The organism is Clostridium sp. DL-VIII, assembly GCF_000230835.1.
Lineage (GTDB): Bacteria > Bacillota > Clostridia > Clostridiales > Clostridiaceae > Clostridium.
This window is the reverse complement of record NZ_CM001240.1, coordinates 5,472,668-5,490,773: the sequence shown is the minus strand read 5'-3', so window position 1 is coordinate 5,490,773 and position 18,106 is coordinate 5,472,668. Positions and strand designations below refer to the sequence as shown.

Below are 18,106 nucleotides of genomic sequence, written 5' to 3'. Positions count from 1 at the left end.
CAGATTTTTCTCACATGCGTTCGAAAAGGCAGATGCGTAAAAAAATCTCCGGCTCCACAGTCGCCTTCGATTTTTTTATTAAGATTGACATCAATCACTTAAATGCCATAATATAAAATAAAAGGAAGTGATTTAACTATGTTTTTAGCAATAGTAGTTAGCTCCATGCAAAGATTGTAAGATGTGAAAAACTTTTGCTTGGAGCCAATATATAAAGTTTGAGTTTTTCATATTTTGTGCATATGAATGAAAATAATAGATGAAGTATAGGTAAATGTACTGAGCTATTAATTTTTTGATTATGCTAAAGCAAGCTTTGCATCTTCATTTATATATTAAATGTTGATTGGAGCGAAGAAATTATGAAATATGAAAAAGCACAAAATGTATTGCCAGACGGTATAATTGAAATAATTCAAGATTATATTGATGGTGGATATATCTATATACCTAGGAAAAATGAAAATAAAAAATCCTGGGGAGAGAATACTGAAACTAAAAGATATCTTAGAGCACGAGATAAAGAAATAATTAATGAGTATTACTCTGGAATGTCTGTTAAAGTGTTATCGGAAAAATATTTTTTGACAGAAGGAAGTATTAGAAGAATAATTAGAAAGCAAAGAAATTCTACTTAAGATTAAGGCATATTTTTCAAAGTTATTACTATGAAAGATATGCCTTAAGTGACGTTTTGTCTTTAAAAATGTATAATTTGGAAGTTTAACGTTACCAAGATTTATTACTTATACTATTATATTTGTATAAGTAAGGTGAGAGGCAAGAATACTGGGCTGTTATTTTTTTGATTGTGCCTAAATAGTTATAACAGTTTTAAAATAGAATTCATATAATCAATTATTTAACGTAAAGTTTAGTAGTGGGTATTTAAAAATTAGGAATATTAAAGAAAGTAATAAATTTAGTAAAGGGGAGTGAGTATGTTATATGGAAACAAAAAATAATGTTTATTATGGGATGGTTGATGTATTACGTTTAGTGTTTGCTATTTTAGTTATGATGATTCATACAATGGCATTTCAGTCTGTAAATGAAAATTTACGGATAGCAACTAGCATGGGGATTTGTAGACTTGCAGTACCGTTTTTCTTTATAGTATCAGGTTACTTTTTATATAATCGAATCAAATCGCCAAAAGAACCTAAAGCTACATTAAAAAGATTATTAGTACTCTATGTTTCATGGGTTCTTATAGAAACTGTAACTTTGATTCCAGTTGTATTAAGTAACTTAAATATGCCAATAAGAATTATTATTCAAAGATTTTTATTTATAGGTATTACAGGAAGCCTTTGGTATATATCTTCCTTAATTATTACTATTTTTATAATAGCGCCATTACTAAGAAGAGATAAAATAGCTTTTTTACTTATAGTTGGGTTTATATTATATTTATTTGGGACAAGCGGAGATACTTATAATGGATTATATGAAAATACTGTGTTAAATCCTTTAATTAAAGGCTACACAGGAATATTCTTTCTTCCTCAAGTAGGTATTACTGAATCAGTTCTTTTCGTAACTTTAGGTGCAGCAATAAGTAAATATAAATTAAATGAAAAAATAAAAAAAGCAGGTTTATTAAGTATAATATCTATAATAATATTATTAATTGAAACATTTTTATTAAATAAAACAGGTATTGCTAAAGATGCTAATATGTATTTATCTGCCATAATTTCAGCACCACTTATATTTATTTGGGCAATTGAGTATAGTAAAAATATTTCATCTAAAGTCTCTAAAGCCTGCAAGGAATACAGTATAGGGCTATATTGTTCACATCAGATAATAATGATTTGGATTATTATACTTTTACCTGCATTTGCTGCAAACTCAATGATTAAGTTTATATTTACCTTATGTCTATCTGCTTTAATAATCACCTTGATTAGAAAGACTAAATTAAAGAATATTATTTTAAAATAAGGCACATGAAAATAGTCTGGCAGATGGGCTTGTTATTTTTTTGATTGTGCCTAAATTAAAGCGTATAGAAATCTCTGGGATAGTTAGTATACTCACTCTGGGGATTTTTTATTTTTATAAATATTTCTTGCGATTATAAATATTGCAGAATTATTTATGAACTTGGTCTTTGCACTGGGGAATGATATTATTCATTATGAGGACACGAGGAGATGAATAATATGAGTATTTTATCAATCGAAAACATGAGTCATTCATTTGGCGATAGAATATTATTTAGCAATGCCTCTTTTAGATTATTAAAAGGGGAACACATTGGTCTTATTGGTGCAAATGGAGAGGGAAAATCAACCTTTATGAAAATTATTACAAATAAGGTTTTGCCAGATGGAGGTAAAATTGATTGGAATAGTAAGTTTAGCATTGGATATATGGATCAATGGGTTGATTTAAAAGAAGGAATTACTGCATTTAATTTTTTAAAGGAAGCCTTTATAAATTTATTTAATATAGAGAATAAAATTAATGATTTATATAGCAAGCTTGGTAATATGAATGAAGTGGAAATGGATAAATGTTTAAAAAAAATTGCAACTATGCAGGAAATTTTAGATAAAAGTGATTTTTACAGCATTAATTCCAGAATACAGGCAACTGCAGCTGGCCTTGGAATTAAGGAGCTCCTAGATAGGGATGTTTCAACATTAAGCGGAGGACAGAGGACTAAGGTTTTACTTGCCAAACTGCTTTTAGAGAAACCGGATATTTTATTATTAGATGAGCCGACTAATCATTTGGATGAAGAGCATATTGAATGGCTTAAAAATTATTTAAAAAACTATGAAAGTGCATTTATATTAATATCTCATGATAATAGTTTCTTAAATAGTGTAGTGAATGTAGTTTATCATCTTGAGCACAAAACCTTAACAAGATATGAAGGAAATTATGATTATTTTGTAAGGCTTTATGAAATACGAAAAGAGCAGAGGCTAATTGAATATAAAGAACAGCAAAATGAAATCGCAAAGCTTGAAGATTATATAAGAAAAAATAAAGCAAGAGCTTCAACTTCAAAGCAGGCTAAGTCAAGAGAGAAAAAGCTTAATAAAATTGAAAAGATAGAAATAAAAAAAGAAATTATAAAACCTCATTTTAACTTTAAAAGTGTAAGGTTGCCAGAAAGTATAATATTTAAAGCAAATAATCTAATCATTGGATATACTACACCTTTAAGTAAACCTCTAAATTTAAAAATGAAAAGAGGAGAAAAAATTGCAATAACAGGAGCTAATGGTTTAGGGAAAACTACTCTCCTAAAAACCTTGCTTGGATTATTAAAACCAATAGATGGTGAAATAACTTTAAGCGATTATAGAAAGATTGGATATTTTGAACAGGAAATCATAGAAGATAATACTGCTTCGGTTTTGTATGATGTTTGGAACACCTTTCCAGATTTGACTCAAACAGAAGTGAGAAGTAATCTTGCTAGATGTGGATTAACAAGGCAGCATATAGACAGCCCTATTAATATATTGAGTGGAGGAGAGCAGGCTAAAGTTAGGCTGTGCAAGCTGATTAATGAACCTAGTAATCTGTTGGTTTTAGATGAACCAACAAATCACTTGGATATTTATTCTAAAAACGAGCTTAAACGTGCCTTAAAGGAATATGACGGCAGCATAATAATAGTATGTCATGAACCAGAGTTTTATAAAGAAATTGCAACAGATGTATGGAATTGCGAGGAGTGGAGGTGTTGCAATAAATAATATCAATGAATAAATGTAAAGAAAAATACAAAATTTATATGGAGAACTATGTCACTATATAGTTTTTGCGGTACAGAAAATTCATAGGATATTATTGAATTTGAAGATGGTACTTTGTCTTCAAAAATAAAGCCCATGAAAATCAAAAACTTTGATTTCATGGGCCATTTTTTAATTCAGAATAAGTAAATATATACTTATCTAAATAATATGTATTTTTAATTTTAACAGTCATAAAATAACTAAGTTACTTTATTTAGATGCAAATTTATATTTATTTTATAAGGGTTGAAATTATTGTTATTGAATCTTTGCAATGTTTTTTAAAGTTTCAATAGAAGAAGTTATTTCACCCATAGAAGCAGTCAATTCTTCAGTAGCAGCAGCCTGTGAATCAGCAGCTAAGCTTGATTCAGATATTTCATTTTCAATGTGTGCTATTGATTCTTTTATTTGCAACATTACATTTGATATTTGCTTACCGGATTCGCTGCTAAGCTGCGATAATTTCTTCATTTCATTTGCAACCACACTAAAGCCTTTTCCTGCATCACCTGCTCTAGCTGATTCTATTGCAGCATTTAAAGCTAATAAATTTGATTGAGAGGCAATATTTTGGATTGAAACAAGTATTGAATCAATATATTGCAGCCTTTCATTAGTTGTTTTTGTATAGTTTACAATATTATTTATAGCAGCAGCTAATTTTTGAGAAGAATTTGCTATATCTTCAAGACCTGAACCAGTTTGTTCTATAGAACTGAAAATGTTTTCAGAAGAGTCCTGAATAATAGTCTGCTTTTCAAGGCTTTTTGCAATACCAACCGCTCCAAAGACATCACCATTATCATCAATAAGCGGGTAGCATATCCCTTGAAATACTATTCCAAATATTTCTTTCGGTAAAATATTTGAAGTGATTTTTTTTGTTCTTATAGCTTCAAGATAAGGGTCCCCCTCCTGTATCCTATCCCCTACATTTAATTTCATTGGAATTTTTTCATTAGGGTAATAAGCTATGAATTTTTCAGTATCTGTAATTGATACAGCAATATCTTCCTTAACCATATCTTTAAGTAGTGGAAGTACATCTTTTAATGAATTGATTATTTCTTTAGTCATATTTATTCACCTCTCATAATTTGTTAGTTATTTTACATTATACTACATAATTTTATAAAATTCACATATTATGAAATTAAATTTATATATATCGCAATTAGTTTTATGCATTTTACATCTAGATAGTTACTTAGCCTATAAGCCTTCCAAATGTAAATTTATTATTGCAACATAGTATATATATGTTGCAATTGAAAATTTACAATGTACAATTGACAATTATGGTTGAAATCCTTACAGGATTTCTTCAATAATTGTTAATTGTGAACTGTACATTGCAAATTGCAATATATATATAATAAAAGTTTGCTTACATGGGATGCATTATCTGAAGCTCCATCAAATAATTATATTTTGAACATGCAGATAAATCTACCATTTTTGATACTAAAAAAGCTGTAGTGTCAATTGTTATATTGTTGCTATTAGCATATTTAGTTAAATCATTTATGGCAGATTCAGTATTTTTTTCTGAATAAATAAAGCGTTGATTAATATATCTGCCTTCACGAAGAATTCTGGATTTTAATCCAGGTATTGCTTTATCAGAAAATATACCAAAGCCTTTAACTATTAACTTGTGTGTTTCAATATATTCTTGCAAGGAAATTAAGAGGCACATAGTATTATTTTCTTTACTATCTATAGTGATTATATTATTAATATTTCGATTTACATATTTATCTATATCATAAATGGATGTATCAAGTTCAACATAATAAAGTTTACGACTCATCAGATATTGTTCATATATTTGAATATTTGGAGGATGTTTCTTTCGATCTTTAATATCAGAAATTAGGGTATCAGTGATTTGTTTTGAGAATTCAAGAGCTGCAATTTTTTTATCAAGTTGCTCGCCATGAGCCTTTAAAAATGTTAATAATGTATCATAATCTTTGTTTTCATCAAGTAAATTTTTTATGTCTTCCAATGGAATTAATAAGGTTTTATTTAAATAACGAATAACATCAATTATAAAAAATTGATCATAACTGAAATATCGATATTTAGTGTCAGGGGAAATATAGCAAGGCTTTAATAAATTTAAATGATCATAATGGCGTAATATTTTAGGTGATATGTTCATATAGCGAGATACTTCTCCGATTGTATATAAATTTGTCATTTTTTTCACACACTCCTATTGACTTTACCATTATGGTAACGTTTATATTTATAGTATAAGTTAGTTTTTTTACTAAAGTCAAGAAATTTGGAGGTTAATATGAGTGAGATTAAAGTCGTAATAGATGGTATTGAATTATATGCTGACGAAAACAAAACTATAATGGAAGTAGCTGAAGAAGCTGATATTTATATTCCTCATCTTTGTCATCATCCAGACTTGGAGGCTGTTGGAGGCTGTAAGTTATGTGTTGTTGAAATAGCAGGTAAGGATAAGATTCAGACAGCATGCACTACAAAAGTTGAAAAAGAAATGATAATTAAAACAAAGTCTGAAAAGTTAGATTCTATGAGAAGGTTATCAATGGAATTAATGCTTGCAAACCATGTAGATGATTGCACAACATGCCCCAAATATTTAAAATGTGAGTTGCAGTCGTTAATACAATACTTAGGTGTAAGTACTTCAAGACTTAGAAGAACTTTAAATGCAGTTCCAGTTGAAACTGGCAATCCATTAATTATAAGAGATTTAAACAGATGTGTTGCATGTGGTAGATGCATAAGAGTGTGTAGAGATGTACGAGGAGTAGGAATTATAGGACTTGATAAGAATGAAGAAGATAGAACATATGTAGGAATTAAAGATAATCTATCCTTAATAGATGCTAACTGCCGTTTTTGTGGTGCATGTGTTGAAGTTTGCCCAACAGGAGCATTACAAGATAAAAAGGGAATATTCAAGGATGGAAACAGAAATGATGTATTGATACCATGCAAACATGAATGTCCAGCAGGAATCAATGTTCCTAAATATGTTAGATTTATAAAAGATGGAGATTATGAAGAAGCAGCAGCAGTAATTCGTGAGAAAGCACCATTTCCAAAATCTTTGGGACTTGTTTGTATGCGCTTTTGTGAGGCTGCATGTAGAAGAAAAGATATAAATGGGTCAGTTTCTATTCGTGATTTAAAAAGATTTGCAGCTGAAGTGGATTCACAAAAATGGAAAGAGAAAGCTTTTAAAAAGCAAAGTACTAATAAAAAGGTTGCAATTATAGGGGCTGGACCAGCTGGATTAACTGCAGCATATTATCTTGCAAAATTAGGACATAGTGTTGATGTTTATGAAAAACTTCCTGTTTCAGGAGGTATGTTATCAGCTGGTATACCAGATTATCGTCTGCCTAAGGAAGTTGTAGAATCAGAAATTGCTATTATCAAAGAAGCAGGAGTAAATATTATTACAAACAAGAAAGTTAACTCTATAAAAGAATTAATGGACAAAGAATATGATGCAGCTTTAATTGCAATAGGAACAGATAAGGGAGTGCGTATTCCGATTCCAGGTTCTAATTTAAAGGATGTATATGTAAATATTGATTTTTTAAGAAGAGATTTAATTGATTTAGATATAACTATGAAAAAGTCAGTTATTGTTTTAGGTGGCGGTAATGTAGCGTTTGATTGCGCAAGGTCAGCTAAGAGGCTTGGCTGTGAAAAAGTAGCTGTTGTTTGTCTGGAGAATGAGAAAAATATGACAGCCAGCCAAGAAGAAATAGATGAAGCAAAAGAAGAAGGAATTGAAATCTATAATAGCAGAACTTTTATAAAAATTGAGGAAAGTGAAGGAAAGGTTTCCGGACTTTTGTGCCAAGAAGTAGAAGATTTTCACTTTGATGAAAATAGAAAATTGGTCTTAAATATAAAACCAGATTCTGAACATTTAATTCAAGGAGAGATGGTGATTTTTGCAACAGGTCAAAAGGCAGATCTTACTGGCTTTGAAGAAATAGAAGTTAATGCTAAAGGATTAATTAATATTGATGAAACTTGTAAAACCAGTGTAGATGGAGTTTTTGCAGTTGGTGATGCAGTAACGGGAACTGCATCTGTAATTCAAGCCATAGCTGGTGCAAGGAAAGCAGCTTCAAATATTGATATATATTTAGGGGGAGATGGAAACATAGAAGAAATATTATCAACAGATCAGCCCTTAGATGGAAAGATAGAAATAGAAAAGGATTTTGCTCAAAAAGAATGTAATCATTATAAGTGCATTTCGGTTGATAAAAGAATTGATAATTTTAAGTTAATGACAGTTGGTCTGGATGAAAAAGCAGCACAATGTGAAGCTTCCAGATGTCTTCAATGTGATTTACGTCCTCAGCTTACGAAGGCAAAATTTTGGACAGAATATAAAGTTAAATAGGGAGGTGAGGAAAAAATGGTTTTGGAAGATATAAAAATATCAGGATATGGAATTAAAAATAAAAATGTGGCAGACAAATGGAAAAGGTCAAGCTTTAAGGAGTTGGCATGCCTTTTTATTGAAGACAGCAGACAAAGTGAAAATATTAAGTATTTATTAGAAAAATATATAAATGAAGCTGCTGATGGAATTAAGATATGCATGAAGGAACTAAAAATAAATGAATGTAAGATTTATCTTAGTGAATGTTATAGTGATTTCTTAATAGAATTAGAAAAGCAAGGTTTAAAAGTAATTTTAGTAGATAATCATAAAGCTTTTGAAGCAGAAGTATTTAATGAACACACTCTTGTTCATAATGCAGAAACTATGCTGGCACTTAGTCGTTTTTTATCTGAAGAAAGTTATGTCCCTAGAAAAATTGTTTCTATAGCCGGAGATGTTAAAAATCCAGGAGTATATGAAATTCCATTAGGTACATCTTTAAGAAAAATCATAGACGAATATGGTAATGGTACTGAATCAGGAAAGACAATAAAATTTGTACAAGTAGGTGGAAATACAGGAACTGTTTTTACTGAAGACGAATTAGATGTAGCATTCACATATGAAAATATGATTGGAAATGGCACAATAATGCAAGTGGGAAAAATTGAAGTATATAACATAGATACTTGTATAGTAAAATGGATTACTGAAAAAATGTTAGCTAATAGCAAAGAAACTTGTGGAAAATGTGTATATTGTAGAGAAGGAATATATCAGCTTTATAAAATAATAAAGGATGCAACTGAAGGTAAGGGTAAGGATAGCGATATAGATTTAGCAATTGAATTATCTGAAACTATAAAAGTTGGAACTTTATGTGATTTTGGAAGGAGTGCCTCAAATCCATTATATACTGGTATTAATAAGTTTAGAGATGAATTTGAAAAGCATATTGATAGAAAAATATGTAATACATTAGACTGCATTTCTTATGCAAATTATTATATTGATCCTAAAATCTGCGATGGCTGCAGTAAATGTATTGATTGCCATCAAGGAGCAATAAAAGGAGAAACAAATTTTATTCATATTATTGATCAAGATTCTTGTGATAAATGCGGAAAATGTGAAGAAATATGTAGCTTAAAAGCAGTTAAAAGATATGGAAATATAAAGCCTAATCTACCTTTAGAACCAATAGAGGCTGGAAGCTTTGAAGAAAGTGCATTTGTTGAAAAGAAAGGTCTTGGACTTGGAAGAAGAAGAAGAAAGTAGCTAGTAATTAAAATTTTATATAAATATTAGGAGGTAAGAAAAATGCGTGAAATGGAAGCAGATGTAATCATAGTAGGTGGAGGGGCAGCAGGAATGGCAGCAGCTATATCAGCTGCAGAGCAAGGAGCAGAAGTTATTGTATTTGAAAAGGCAAACACAACTGGTGGATGTGCAAACATGGCAATGGGGCTTTTAGGAGTAGAAACAAAAATGCAAAAAGAAAGACTTGTTGATTGTACAAGAGAAGGAGCATTCCAAAAATTTATGGACTATACTCATTGGCGTTCAGATGCTAGATTGGTGAAAAACTACCTATATAAATCAGCTAGTACAATTGAATGGTTAGAGGAGATGGGAGTAAAATTTGCATTGCCATCAAAATACTTCCCAGGTTCAGAAGCAACATGGCATATTGTACAACCCAAAACTGGAGCACCAGGTCTTAGAGCTGCTGCTACCATGATTAAAGCAATGACTGATAGAGCAGAAGAATTAGGCGTTAAGATATGCCTTGAAACACCAATTCAAAGCTTAATTAAAGATGATGGTGAAGTTATAGGGGTAGTTGCTAAAGATAAAGATGGAGAAATTGAAGCATATGGTTCAGCAGTTATTATTGCAACAGGTGGTTTTGGAGACAGTCCAGAATTCATTAAAAAATATACAAAATTTGAATGGGGAAAAGATCTATTCTCTTATAGAATTCCAGGACTTACAGGTGATGGAATAAGTATGGCATGGGAAGCTGGCGCAGCAAGAGACAGAATGGATATGGAACTAGTTTTCTTTGCACCTAATACAGGTGGATATGCTCCAATAGAACTTCCATTTAGACAACCAAATCTTTTTGTTAATTTAGATGGAGAAAGATTTTATGATGAAGCTGTAGTTGAAAATCCTGTATTCTCAGTTAACGCTATTTGCAGGCAAAAAAATAGAACTGCATTTTCAATTATAGATGAAAGTATTATGAAGCTATATGAGAAAAATGGGTTAGATTTAATTAATGTAGTTACTTCAAATATAAGTATGGATGATTTTAAGCAGGAAATGAATGATCTAATCAAGAATGGAAATGATGTTTTATTTATTGCAGATTCTATTGAAGAATTAGCAGATAAAACAGGAGTTGATAAGGAAGGACTTGTAAAGACAATCAATGAATATAATGAAAGCTGCAAGTCAACAGATACAGTATTTAATAAAAATCCAAAATATCTAAAACCATTAGTTGGACCAAAATACTATGCTTTAAAGTTTGCTCCAAGTGCATACGGAAGCTTAGGTGGAATTAAGATTAATTACAACACAGAAGTAATTGATACTGAAGATAAAGTGATACCAGGTTTGTTTGCAGCAGGAACAGATGCAAATTCTGTATGCAATCCTGATTATGTATTTATACTTCCAGGAAATACTCTAGGATTTGCAGTAAATTCAGGAAGAATCGCTGGTGAAAGTGCTGTTAAATACATTAAAGAGCATTTTACAGAAGAATAGAAAAGTTTAATTGCTTTTGTAGAATTTTAAAGGTAATGCTTTAAACCCACTAAAATCTATATTAATCTAGATTTTAGTGGGTTATTTATTTTCATATGCCTAAAGTGGTGTATTAACACCATTTACCTTAGCTTGTTCATCATCATCAATTGGAATTACAATACATTTCTTTCCATCTATTATCTGTGATTTTATTTGAGCTACTTTTTGAGGTTTTACTTGAAGTACTATATCATAGTTTGGAACTGAATTTTCCTCAGCATCTATTTCGGATTCGGATTCTAGCTCAGCTTCGGAGGCTTGTTCTAAATTAATATTAGCATCTGTTTCTAAAGCAATATCTGCTTTTGCTTCAAAGGTGTTATTATCATCTGACTCTAAAGCCAATTCAGGTTCTGCATCTAAAGCTGATTCTTTTTCTGGATCTAAGTTAGTATCTTGCTTTGTTTTTTCAAGTCTTTCTTCAAGTATTCGTACTTTCTTTTCAAGTGTTTCTTCCTTTTTTCTTTGTTCATTTGCGGCAAGTACTTTTTTATCAATTAAATTTTCTGCTGCAGGAGGAGTATCACCAAATTCTCTAGAATATAATTTTTCAATTTTTTCCGTAATTTCTTCAGGAATTCCACTTTCAATTAAAATATCTTGAATATTATCATTATTTAAAACTATGGGTTCAGAGTTCTTACCATTAACAGTAGTATGATCATCTATCATAGTATTTAGAGTATCTTGAATTTCCATAATTAAGCGGTCAGATTTTTCATCATCATATCCAATAGCATTACGAATAATAGTATGGAATTTTTCTTTTTGCTCAGTTGCAGTTTGTTTTGAACTACAGCCTAAAACTTCTTCCATAAATTCAGGATGTGGCTCTTTTGCATCTTTTGTGTAATACATGATTGAATTAATATCAGTGCTGCGGTCTATAAAAGCTGGAAATACAAATCCAAGATCTGGAGGACCAACTACCCAGTCTCTAATACGTGCTCCGATTCGATTTTCATCCTCAATATATCCAAGGCCTGGCTTGGAGAGTGATACTGGGCATATTGCACATAAAATATATTCATATACTTCTTCTGATTCATCTAATTTTGAATTATCTGTAGTTTTTGTCATGACATCATAAGCATCATGAAAGATAAGTATCAAAAAATTACCTGTATAGTCATAACTATCTATGATTAATTTGTAGAAGTTATTAAGTAGAACGTCATTTTTTAAGCTGCTTTTTTTTAGTTCTATTAGAGAAAGCTGTCTGCTGCCTACACCTTCTTCCTCAAGAGGAAAATTAAGTTCAAGAATATTATTTCCGATTGTACCTGATAATGTTTTTTTCGCAATCTCTAAGTATTTGAAAAATTCTTCTTCCCTTAGATTAAGGAAGGTTTCTTTAAGATTTAATACAATATTTTTTTGACCATCTACATAGCAGCCACACATTTTGGTAAATGTACATTCGTCCTTTTTTAAACGTCTTTTTAATTCTAATATATCTTTTTTTCTCATATATCGCCCTCTCATTTCATGAGTTATTAAGCACGTAAAAGTTAGCAAGTCCAAATTAGCCATGAATGTTTTTATTAGATACACCAAGGCAGATTAACTTGTTAGTTTTTTATGTGCTTTAGTACATAGTAAGGAGTATGTTACATAATATAGTATAGTGTTCAAGGAAGATGTCTGCAAGTATATATGTTGCAATAATAAAATTGCATTTAGGATGCATGTCCCTTAAGTAAATATTCATAGGTTAAATGTAGAAAAGCATTAATCTCAGTGTTAAAGACAATTTAAAAATCTAACGAGGAAATTAGGTTAGTGCAATTTTGGGTTTAATGTGAATAATTTATGGGATATAATATAATTAATAGGAAGCCAAAGAGTCAAAAAGAAATTAGAATATTTTAGGAGGGATTAATTTGCAGATTCAATTAGATAATGCTATTGAAATACTAAAGAAGGAATTTAATCCTATAGTCATATACTTATTTGGTTCAGCGGCCCAAAATAGACTTAGGGATGACAGCGATATTGATATTGCTTTTTTAACTGATAATGATGTAAATGATTATGAATGTTTCATTAAAGCTCAAGAGCTGGCTGATGTTTTTAATAGAGATGTGGATTTAATAAATTTAAATGCATCATCAACGGTATTTAAGGCTCAAGTAGTAGGTACAGGTAAAATAATATATTGCAGCGATGAAACTAAGAGGATGTATTTTGAAATGAGGGCTTTTAAATCATACGCAATGTTAAATGAAGAACGTGAAGTTATTTTAAAGAAGATTAAAGAAAGAGGAACTGTATATGGGAAATGATGTTATCTTTAATAAAATTGAAACTATTGAAAGGTGCATAAATAGGATTAAAGAAGTATATGATAATAATCCAGATAATTTAAAAGAGTATACAAAGCAGGATTCAATAATTTTAAACGTCATAACGTATAACTTGTAATAAATACAGCAATTTGATATAATCGTATAGGTTAAAATAACATATGGTCAGTTCGAAAGCCTCCTGACTTAAAATAAAACTACGGTTAAATAATTAAGGACAATAAAGATTTAAACTAATTTGTTATTAGTGGAATCTTTTATTTTTGTTGAGTTTATTTATCGTAGGATATGTCCTACGATTTTTTTCATTTGAAGGCTTTTGAAAAATGATATGTAATGTTGACTTAAAAAGTATTGTTAACAGAATGGAGAAATTTATATGAATAATGATAAAACAGTAAATAGATTAGTTAAAACAGCTATTGTAGCAGCTCTTTATGCAGTTATAACATTTGTATTAGCGCCAATAAGCTATGGACCTATACAATTCAGAATATCCGAGATAATGGTATTACTGGCATTTTTTGATCCTTTTTATATTGCAGGACTTACCATTGGATGTTTTATTGCAAATATGCTCGGGCCAAATGGAATTATGGATATTATATTTGGTACTTTAGCAACCTTTATTAGCGTTTATGCTATTTCAATTACAGGAAAGTTTGTAAAGAATAATAAAACTTCATTAATAATAGCATCATTATGGCCTACTATTTTTAATGGTATAATAATCGGATGGATGCTTAACTATGTTTATCAGCTTCCGCTTTTATTATCAATAGGAGAAGTTACAATTGGAGAATTTGTTGTTGTTACAGTAGTTGGAGTACCGGTTATTAAATTACTACAAAATAGGTTTGATAAAGTGTTTGTAATCTATAAGAATTAAAATAAATAATCACTATTTTTAGAATTATGGCAAAAATAATTTTCGAGTTTATTGCATTTATAATAAGCTGCTTAGATTTCACATAAAGCCCATGAAAATCTATAATTTAGATTTTTGTGAGGCTTTTTTATATTATCTATAATTATTAAAGTATATAGCATAATCAGAAATAAAAAATCTAATATAAAAGTAATATATTATTAAAAAGTCAATATATTTTCATTAAAAGTACATTATTGGTAATATTATAGATATTCATATAAGAATAAGAAAAAATTGTATTTTAAGATTTATTTTATACCTTTTGAGGAAAAAGTATGTATTTAAATTAAGTATCGTGAGAATATGTAATTGTAAACGTATAATCAAGATTGCTCTATGTAAACATAAATTAAAGGAGAGGCGATGATAAGATGAAAAAAAGAATTACAAAAAGCATGAAGGTTCAAAAGGTTTCAGAGAAGGTAATGTTAGCAGCCTTAGCATCATCAATGGTAATAGCACCAGCATTTGGTGTTAGCGCCAGTACTATAAGTACTGGAAATACAGTAACTAGTACAAGTAGTACTACCCAGGCAGCAGTATCTTTAGTATCAGCTAAAGCTACAACATCACTTGTAGAAAGCAGTACAGTATCTATATTAGATAGTGAAGGCTGGTTAGAATCAGCTAATGTAGAATGGAGCCCAGTTAGCGGAGCTACTGGATATGATGTGTATTATAAAGGAGCATCTGCTTCAGATTCTTCGTACAAGCAAATAGACAATGACTTAATTAGAAAATATCCATCATATTTTAGAGCAGATGTGCTAGGTCTTGCAGCAGGAAATTATGTAATAAAAATAGTTCCCGTTGCAAATAATGCAGAAGTTACCTCAGAACAGACAATTACAAAGACACTTAGTGTAAAAGCAAATACAAGGGAAGGCTTTGCGTTTTCTTCAGCTTCACCAATGGGGACAGGCTCAGGTGGATATAATAACGATGGCACTATAGCAAGTAATGCACAAGTATTATATGTAACATCAGACAATGTAAACACTATAACAGCAGATGTTATAACTAATAGCAAAGGAACAAAAACAACCTGCACAGGTCTTGTTGATATTTTGGCAAAACGTCAAAAGGGATATGATAAGACACCTCTTATTATTCGTATGATAGGTGAAGTCAAAGCATCAGATATTAATGGTCTTAATAGCAGTGGATATCTTCAATTAAAAGGCTGTTATAATGTTACACTTGAAGGTGTAGGAGAGGATGCTACAGTCTATGGATGGGGAATACTTGTTAGAGATGCTCATAATGTAGAAGTTAGAAATCTTGGTATTATGCTATTCCCTGATGATGGAATTTCACTTGATACTGATAATGAAAATATTTGGATTCATAATAATGATATTTTCTATGGTGCAGCTGGAAGTGATGCTGACCAGGTAAAAGGTGATGGATCTTGTGACATAAAACTATCAGACTATATTACAGTTTCATATAATCATTTTCATGATTCAGGGAAATCATCACTTTGCGGTATGAGTGACACAGAAGACTTTCATGTAACATATCATCATAACTGGTTTGATCATTCAGATTCAAGGCATCCTAGAATTAGGGTCGGAACTGTTCACGTGTACAATAATTATTTTGATGGCAATGCAAAATATGGAGTTGGTGTTACTAAGGGAAGTTCAGCTTTTGTAGAAGCAAATTATTTTAGAGATTGCAAATATCCAATGTTAACATCTTTACAAGGTACAGATATCTATAATAATAGTAAAGGAACCTTCTCAGGTGAGGAAGGAGGAATGATTAAAGCTTACAATAATAAAATAGAAGAAGCTTCGAGATTAGTTTATGCTAATCAAGATTCAACTCAATTTGATGCATATTTAGCTGCCTCAAGAAATGAAGTTGTTCCAAGCACATATAAAACTTTAAGCGGAGCTCACACTTATAATAATTTCGATACAAGCTCATCAATGTATAAATATACTCCGGATTCTCCAGAAAATGTTGAAAGTGTTGTGACTACTTATGCAGGAAGAATAAATGGGGGAGATTTTATATGGAATTTTACAGATGCTGATGATGCAGATGATAGTTTAAATACACAATTGATGGCTAAAATTAAAGGTTATCAATCTGATTTAGTATCTGTAGGAGGAAATTCAGTAAATTAAATAGTAACTGCAAGTATATTATTTTAAAAATTGAGTTTTGCATTCATCATATAACTCATGAAAGTTCTTATAGTGTAGATTTTCATGAGTTATTTTAATTAATTATATCATTCATTAGTTAAACGTGGGGCGGCCTGAAGAAATGTAATATTTATTTACGTGGCGGCTTTTGGAATATGCTATAATAATCTTATTATTTGTTAAAGGAGAAGGGTAGCATGTCTTTATTTAGTAGAAGCAGATTAAAAGTAAAAAATAAAGAAGATGGAAATAAATTTAAGAGCCTTATAGAATATTATGAGATAGAACAAAAAGATGAGTTTAATGTAAATGTTTTAAAAGAGCTGATTGGAAATAATCTATGTCTGGGAGTCATAGATTCTAAACTATTATATAATGGAGCTCAGGAAGAATCAGAAATTACATTTGAGGAAATAATAGAGAGATTAGATAGTATAGACATAGTATATAAAAAAATTGAGATAAAGAAAATACCAGAAATATCGATGTTTGGTTTGACTATTAAAAAAGGATCTAAGAAAACTGATAAAGATTATATTATTGGATTTGTTGTTAATAAAGATAATTTTAAGGATATAGAGAAGTACATAAATAAACTTAATATATATTATTTTATAGATAAAACTGGACTCTGTGAGGAAGCGTTGCTTCAAAAGTTAGAGAGAAATTATGAAGATATAGATGAAATCGGTAATTATTTTTGCTGTCAAATCTTTAATAATAATTTTATGAATCAGCTAATTATTTCATCGGAAATTGAATTAGCTTCAGAAATTAAAGAAGTAGTTAATAGATGCTATTTAGAGTTAAAATAATATGGAATATAATTATTAAAAAAGGAGGACTAATATGGAAAATGTGATTCAAAATATAAAGTCGAGAAGAAGTATAAGAAAATATAAAAAAGAACAAATAAAAGACGAGGATTTATATACAATCTTAGATGCAGGAAAGCATGCACCTAGTGGAGGAAACTCTCAGACATGGCATTTTACAGTGGTTCAGAATAATGAAATTCTTTTAGAATTAAATAGATATATTAAAGCAGCTTTTGAAAGACTAGAAGTAGATGAAAATACGTATAAAAGCAAAAAAACTGGCAAAATTGCTTCAAAAAATGATGACTACAGTTTTTATTACGGGGCTCCAACTGTAGTTATAGTATCTAATGATTGCACTTATAGTAATGCAATGGCAGATAGCGCCTGCGCCATAGAAAACATGCTCTTAACTGCAAATTTCTTAGAACTTGGAGCATGCTGGATAAATCAAATAACTTGGTTTGATGGCGATGAAAATGTAAGAAGCTTATTAACACGTCTTGGAATTCCAGAAAAGCATAAGGTTTGCGGCTCACTATGTGTTGGTTACATAGACGGCATAAAGCCAGTGAAGAAGATGTTAAAAGAGAATACAGTAACAATTGTAAAATAATAATAAACAATAACACTAACGAAGATCTAACATTTGGATTTTCGTTAGTGTTTTATTTATAGATATAAATTAAGTATTAATGTATTTACACATGAACAAGAAAGTTAGCCTTAAAGAATATTTTGAAGAAGAATTATGTTATAATATGAGAAAGTTAGAAGAAAAATAACAATATTGTACTTAAATGAAAATTAGGTATTATTGCATTTTTAGGTTTGAGGAATATAAGGATGATAAAAAAATTTATATTATATGTAACATGTTTAATAATTGTCAATTTATTA

The 18,106-nt window shown here is 30.0% G+C and carries 15 protein-coding genes; 12 read left to right on the top strand and 3 right to left on the bottom strand.

What is annotated here, in order from left to right; genetic code table 11:
* The first annotated feature begins 362 nt into the window (after nucleotides 1-362).
* From CDLVIII_RS25085 to CDLVIII_RS25075, 3 genes are all read left to right on the top strand, one after another.
* The gene (locus tag CDLVIII_RS25085) at nucleotides 363-638 is read left to right on the top strand and encodes a CD3324 family protein (RefSeq protein WP_009172294.1); all 276 of its coding nucleotides are present in this window, start codon (nucleotides 363-365) and stop codon (nucleotides 636-638) included.
* Between the two features lie 310 nt (nucleotides 639-948).
* Nucleotides 949-1,950 carry an acyltransferase gene (locus tag CDLVIII_RS25080; protein ID WP_009172293.1) on the top strand — a complete coding sequence of 334 codons (1,002 nt, stop codon included), beginning with the start codon at nucleotides 949-951 and terminating at the stop codon, nucleotides 1,948-1,950.
* A 221-nt stretch (nucleotides 1,951-2,171) separates the two neighbouring features.
* Nucleotides 2,172-3,725, top strand: coding sequence for an ABC-F family ATP-binding cassette domain-containing protein (locus CDLVIII_RS25075; RefSeq protein ID WP_009172292.1), 1,554 nt, complete (start codon nucleotides 2,172-2,174; stop codon nucleotides 3,723-3,725).
* 300 nt (nucleotides 3,726-4,025) lie between these two features.
* On the opposite strand, the gene CDLVIII_RS25070 is transcribed toward CDLVIII_RS25075, so the two are convergent.
* Entirely contained in the window at nucleotides 4,026-4,847 is an 822-nt protein-coding gene (locus CDLVIII_RS25070) for a methyl-accepting chemotaxis protein (RefSeq protein ID WP_009172291.1), read from the bottom strand.
* A 310-nt stretch (nucleotides 4,848-5,157) separates the two neighbouring features.
* Nucleotides 5,158-5,976: a helix-turn-helix domain-containing protein gene (locus CDLVIII_RS25065; RefSeq protein ID WP_009172290.1), complete on the bottom strand. Its 819-nt coding sequence runs from the start codon at nucleotides 5,974-5,976 to the stop codon at nucleotides 5,158-5,160.
* Between the two features lie 99 nt (nucleotides 5,977-6,075).
* Here CDLVIII_RS25065 and CDLVIII_RS25060 point away from each other — a divergent pair, with 99 nt between their 5' ends.
* From CDLVIII_RS25060 to CDLVIII_RS25050, 3 genes are read left to right on the top strand one after another with little or no spacing between them, the layout of a single operon-like run.
* Nucleotides 6,076-8,187 carry an FAD-dependent oxidoreductase gene (locus tag CDLVIII_RS25060; RefSeq protein WP_009172289.1) on the top strand — a complete coding sequence of 704 codons (2,112 nt, stop codon included), beginning with the start codon at nucleotides 6,076-6,078 and terminating at the stop codon, nucleotides 8,185-8,187.
* 15 nt (nucleotides 8,188-8,202) lie between these two features.
* On the top strand, nucleotides 8,203-9,450 hold the full coding sequence (locus tag CDLVIII_RS25055; protein WP_009172288.1) for an NADH-ubiquinone oxidoreductase-F iron-sulfur binding region domain-containing protein: 1,248 nt from the start codon (nucleotides 8,203-8,205) through the stop codon (nucleotides 9,448-9,450).
* Between the two features lie 42 nt (nucleotides 9,451-9,492).
* Nucleotides 9,493-10,950: an FAD-dependent oxidoreductase gene (locus tag CDLVIII_RS25050; RefSeq protein ID WP_009172287.1), complete on the top strand. Its 1,458-nt coding sequence runs from the start codon at nucleotides 9,493-9,495 to the stop codon at nucleotides 10,948-10,950.
* A gap of 99 nt (nucleotides 10,951-11,049) precedes the next feature.
* On the opposite strand, the gene CDLVIII_RS25045 is transcribed toward CDLVIII_RS25050, so the two are convergent.
* Nucleotides 11,050-12,462, bottom strand: a complete 1,413-nt coding sequence (locus tag CDLVIII_RS25045; RefSeq protein WP_009172286.1) for a DUF4317 domain-containing protein — start codon at nucleotides 12,460-12,462, stop codon at nucleotides 11,050-11,052.
* A gap of 413 nt (nucleotides 12,463-12,875) precedes the next feature.
* On the opposite strand from CDLVIII_RS25045, the gene CDLVIII_RS25040 reads away from it, so the two are divergent.
* The 6 genes from CDLVIII_RS25040 (at nucleotide 12,876) to CDLVIII_RS25020 (ending at nucleotide 17,822) form a co-directional block, all read left to right on the top strand.
* Nucleotides 12,876-13,277 carry a nucleotidyltransferase domain-containing protein gene (locus CDLVIII_RS25040; RefSeq protein ID WP_009172285.1) on the top strand — a complete coding sequence of 134 codons (402 nt, stop codon included), beginning with the start codon at nucleotides 12,876-12,878 and terminating at the stop codon, nucleotides 13,275-13,277.
* Nucleotides 13,267-13,416: a hypothetical protein gene (locus CDLVIII_RS31635; protein ID WP_009172284.1), complete on the top strand. Its 150-nt coding sequence runs from the start codon at nucleotides 13,267-13,269 to the stop codon at nucleotides 13,414-13,416. The genes CDLVIII_RS25040 and CDLVIII_RS31635 overlap by 11 nt, the downstream gene beginning before the upstream one ends.
* Before the next feature lie 261 nt (nucleotides 13,417-13,677).
* Nucleotides 13,678-14,187 (top strand): QueT transporter family protein, encoded by a 510-nt coding sequence (locus tag CDLVIII_RS25035; protein ID WP_009172283.1) that lies wholly within the window; start codon nucleotides 13,678-13,680, stop codon nucleotides 14,185-14,187.
* 413 nt (nucleotides 14,188-14,600) lie between these two features.
* On the top strand, nucleotides 14,601-16,367 hold the full coding sequence (locus tag CDLVIII_RS25030; RefSeq protein ID WP_009172282.1) for a right-handed parallel beta-helix repeat-containing protein: 1,767 nt from the start codon (nucleotides 14,601-14,603) through the stop codon (nucleotides 16,365-16,367).
* Nucleotides 16,368-16,585: 218 nt separating this feature from the next.
* Complete coding sequence (locus CDLVIII_RS25025; RefSeq protein ID WP_009172281.1) at nucleotides 16,586-17,203, top strand: hypothetical protein; 618 nt, start codon at nucleotides 16,586-16,588, stop codon at nucleotides 17,201-17,203.
* Nucleotides 17,204-17,237: 34 nt separating this feature from the next.
* Entirely contained in the window at nucleotides 17,238-17,822 is a 585-nt protein-coding gene (locus tag CDLVIII_RS25020; protein WP_009172280.1) for a nitroreductase family protein, read from the top strand.
* The last annotated feature ends 284 nt before the right edge of the window (nucleotides 17,823-18,106 follow it).

Excerpts from the sequence above, each read along its gene's own strand:
- CDLVIII_RS25080 (WP_009172293.1), top strand. The coding sequence starts at position 949 with ATGGAAACAAAAAATAATGTTTATTATGGGATGGTTGATGTATTACGT.
- CDLVIII_RS25055 (WP_009172288.1), top strand. The coding sequence starts at position 8,203 with ATGGTTTTGGAAGATATAAAAATATCAGGATATGGAATTAAAAATAAA.
- CDLVIII_RS25030 (WP_009172282.1), top strand. The coding sequence starts at position 14,601 with ATGAAAAAAAGAATTACAAAAAGCATGAAGGTTCAAAAGGTTTCAGAG.
- CDLVIII_RS31635 (WP_009172284.1), top strand. The coding sequence starts at position 13,267 with ATGGGAAATGATGTTATCTTTAATAAAATTGAAACTATTGAAAGGTGC.
- CDLVIII_RS25035 (WP_009172283.1), top strand. The coding sequence starts at position 13,678 with ATGAATAATGATAAAACAGTAAATAGATTAGTTAAAACAGCTATTGTA.
- CDLVIII_RS25020 (WP_009172280.1), top strand. The coding sequence starts at position 17,238 with ATGGAAAATGTGATTCAAAATATAAAGTCGAGAAGAAGTATAAGAAAA.
- CDLVIII_RS25075 (WP_009172292.1), top strand. The coding sequence starts at position 2,172 with ATGAGTATTTTATCAATCGAAAACATGAGTCATTCATTTGGCGATAGA.
- CDLVIII_RS25045 (WP_009172286.1), bottom strand. The coding sequence starts at position 12,462 with ATGAGAAAAAAAGATATATTAGAATTAAAAAGACGTTTAAAAAAGGAC.
- CDLVIII_RS25025 (WP_009172281.1), top strand. The coding sequence starts at position 16,586 with ATGTCTTTATTTAGTAGAAGCAGATTAAAAGTAAAAAATAAAGAAGAT.
- CDLVIII_RS25070 (WP_009172291.1), bottom strand. The coding sequence starts at position 4,847 with ATGACTAAAGAAATAATCAATTCATTAAAAGATGTACTTCCACTACTT.
- CDLVIII_RS25065 (WP_009172290.1), bottom strand. The coding sequence starts at position 5,976 with ATGACAAATTTATATACAATCGGAGAAGTATCTCGCTATATGAACATA.
- CDLVIII_RS25060 (WP_009172289.1), top strand. The coding sequence starts at position 6,076 with ATGAGTGAGATTAAAGTCGTAATAGATGGTATTGAATTATATGCTGAC.
- CDLVIII_RS25085 (WP_009172294.1), top strand. The coding sequence starts at position 363 with ATGAAATATGAAAAAGCACAAAATGTATTGCCAGACGGTATAATTGAA.
- CDLVIII_RS25050 (WP_009172287.1), top strand. The coding sequence starts at position 9,493 with ATGCGTGAAATGGAAGCAGATGTAATCATAGTAGGTGGAGGGGCAGCA.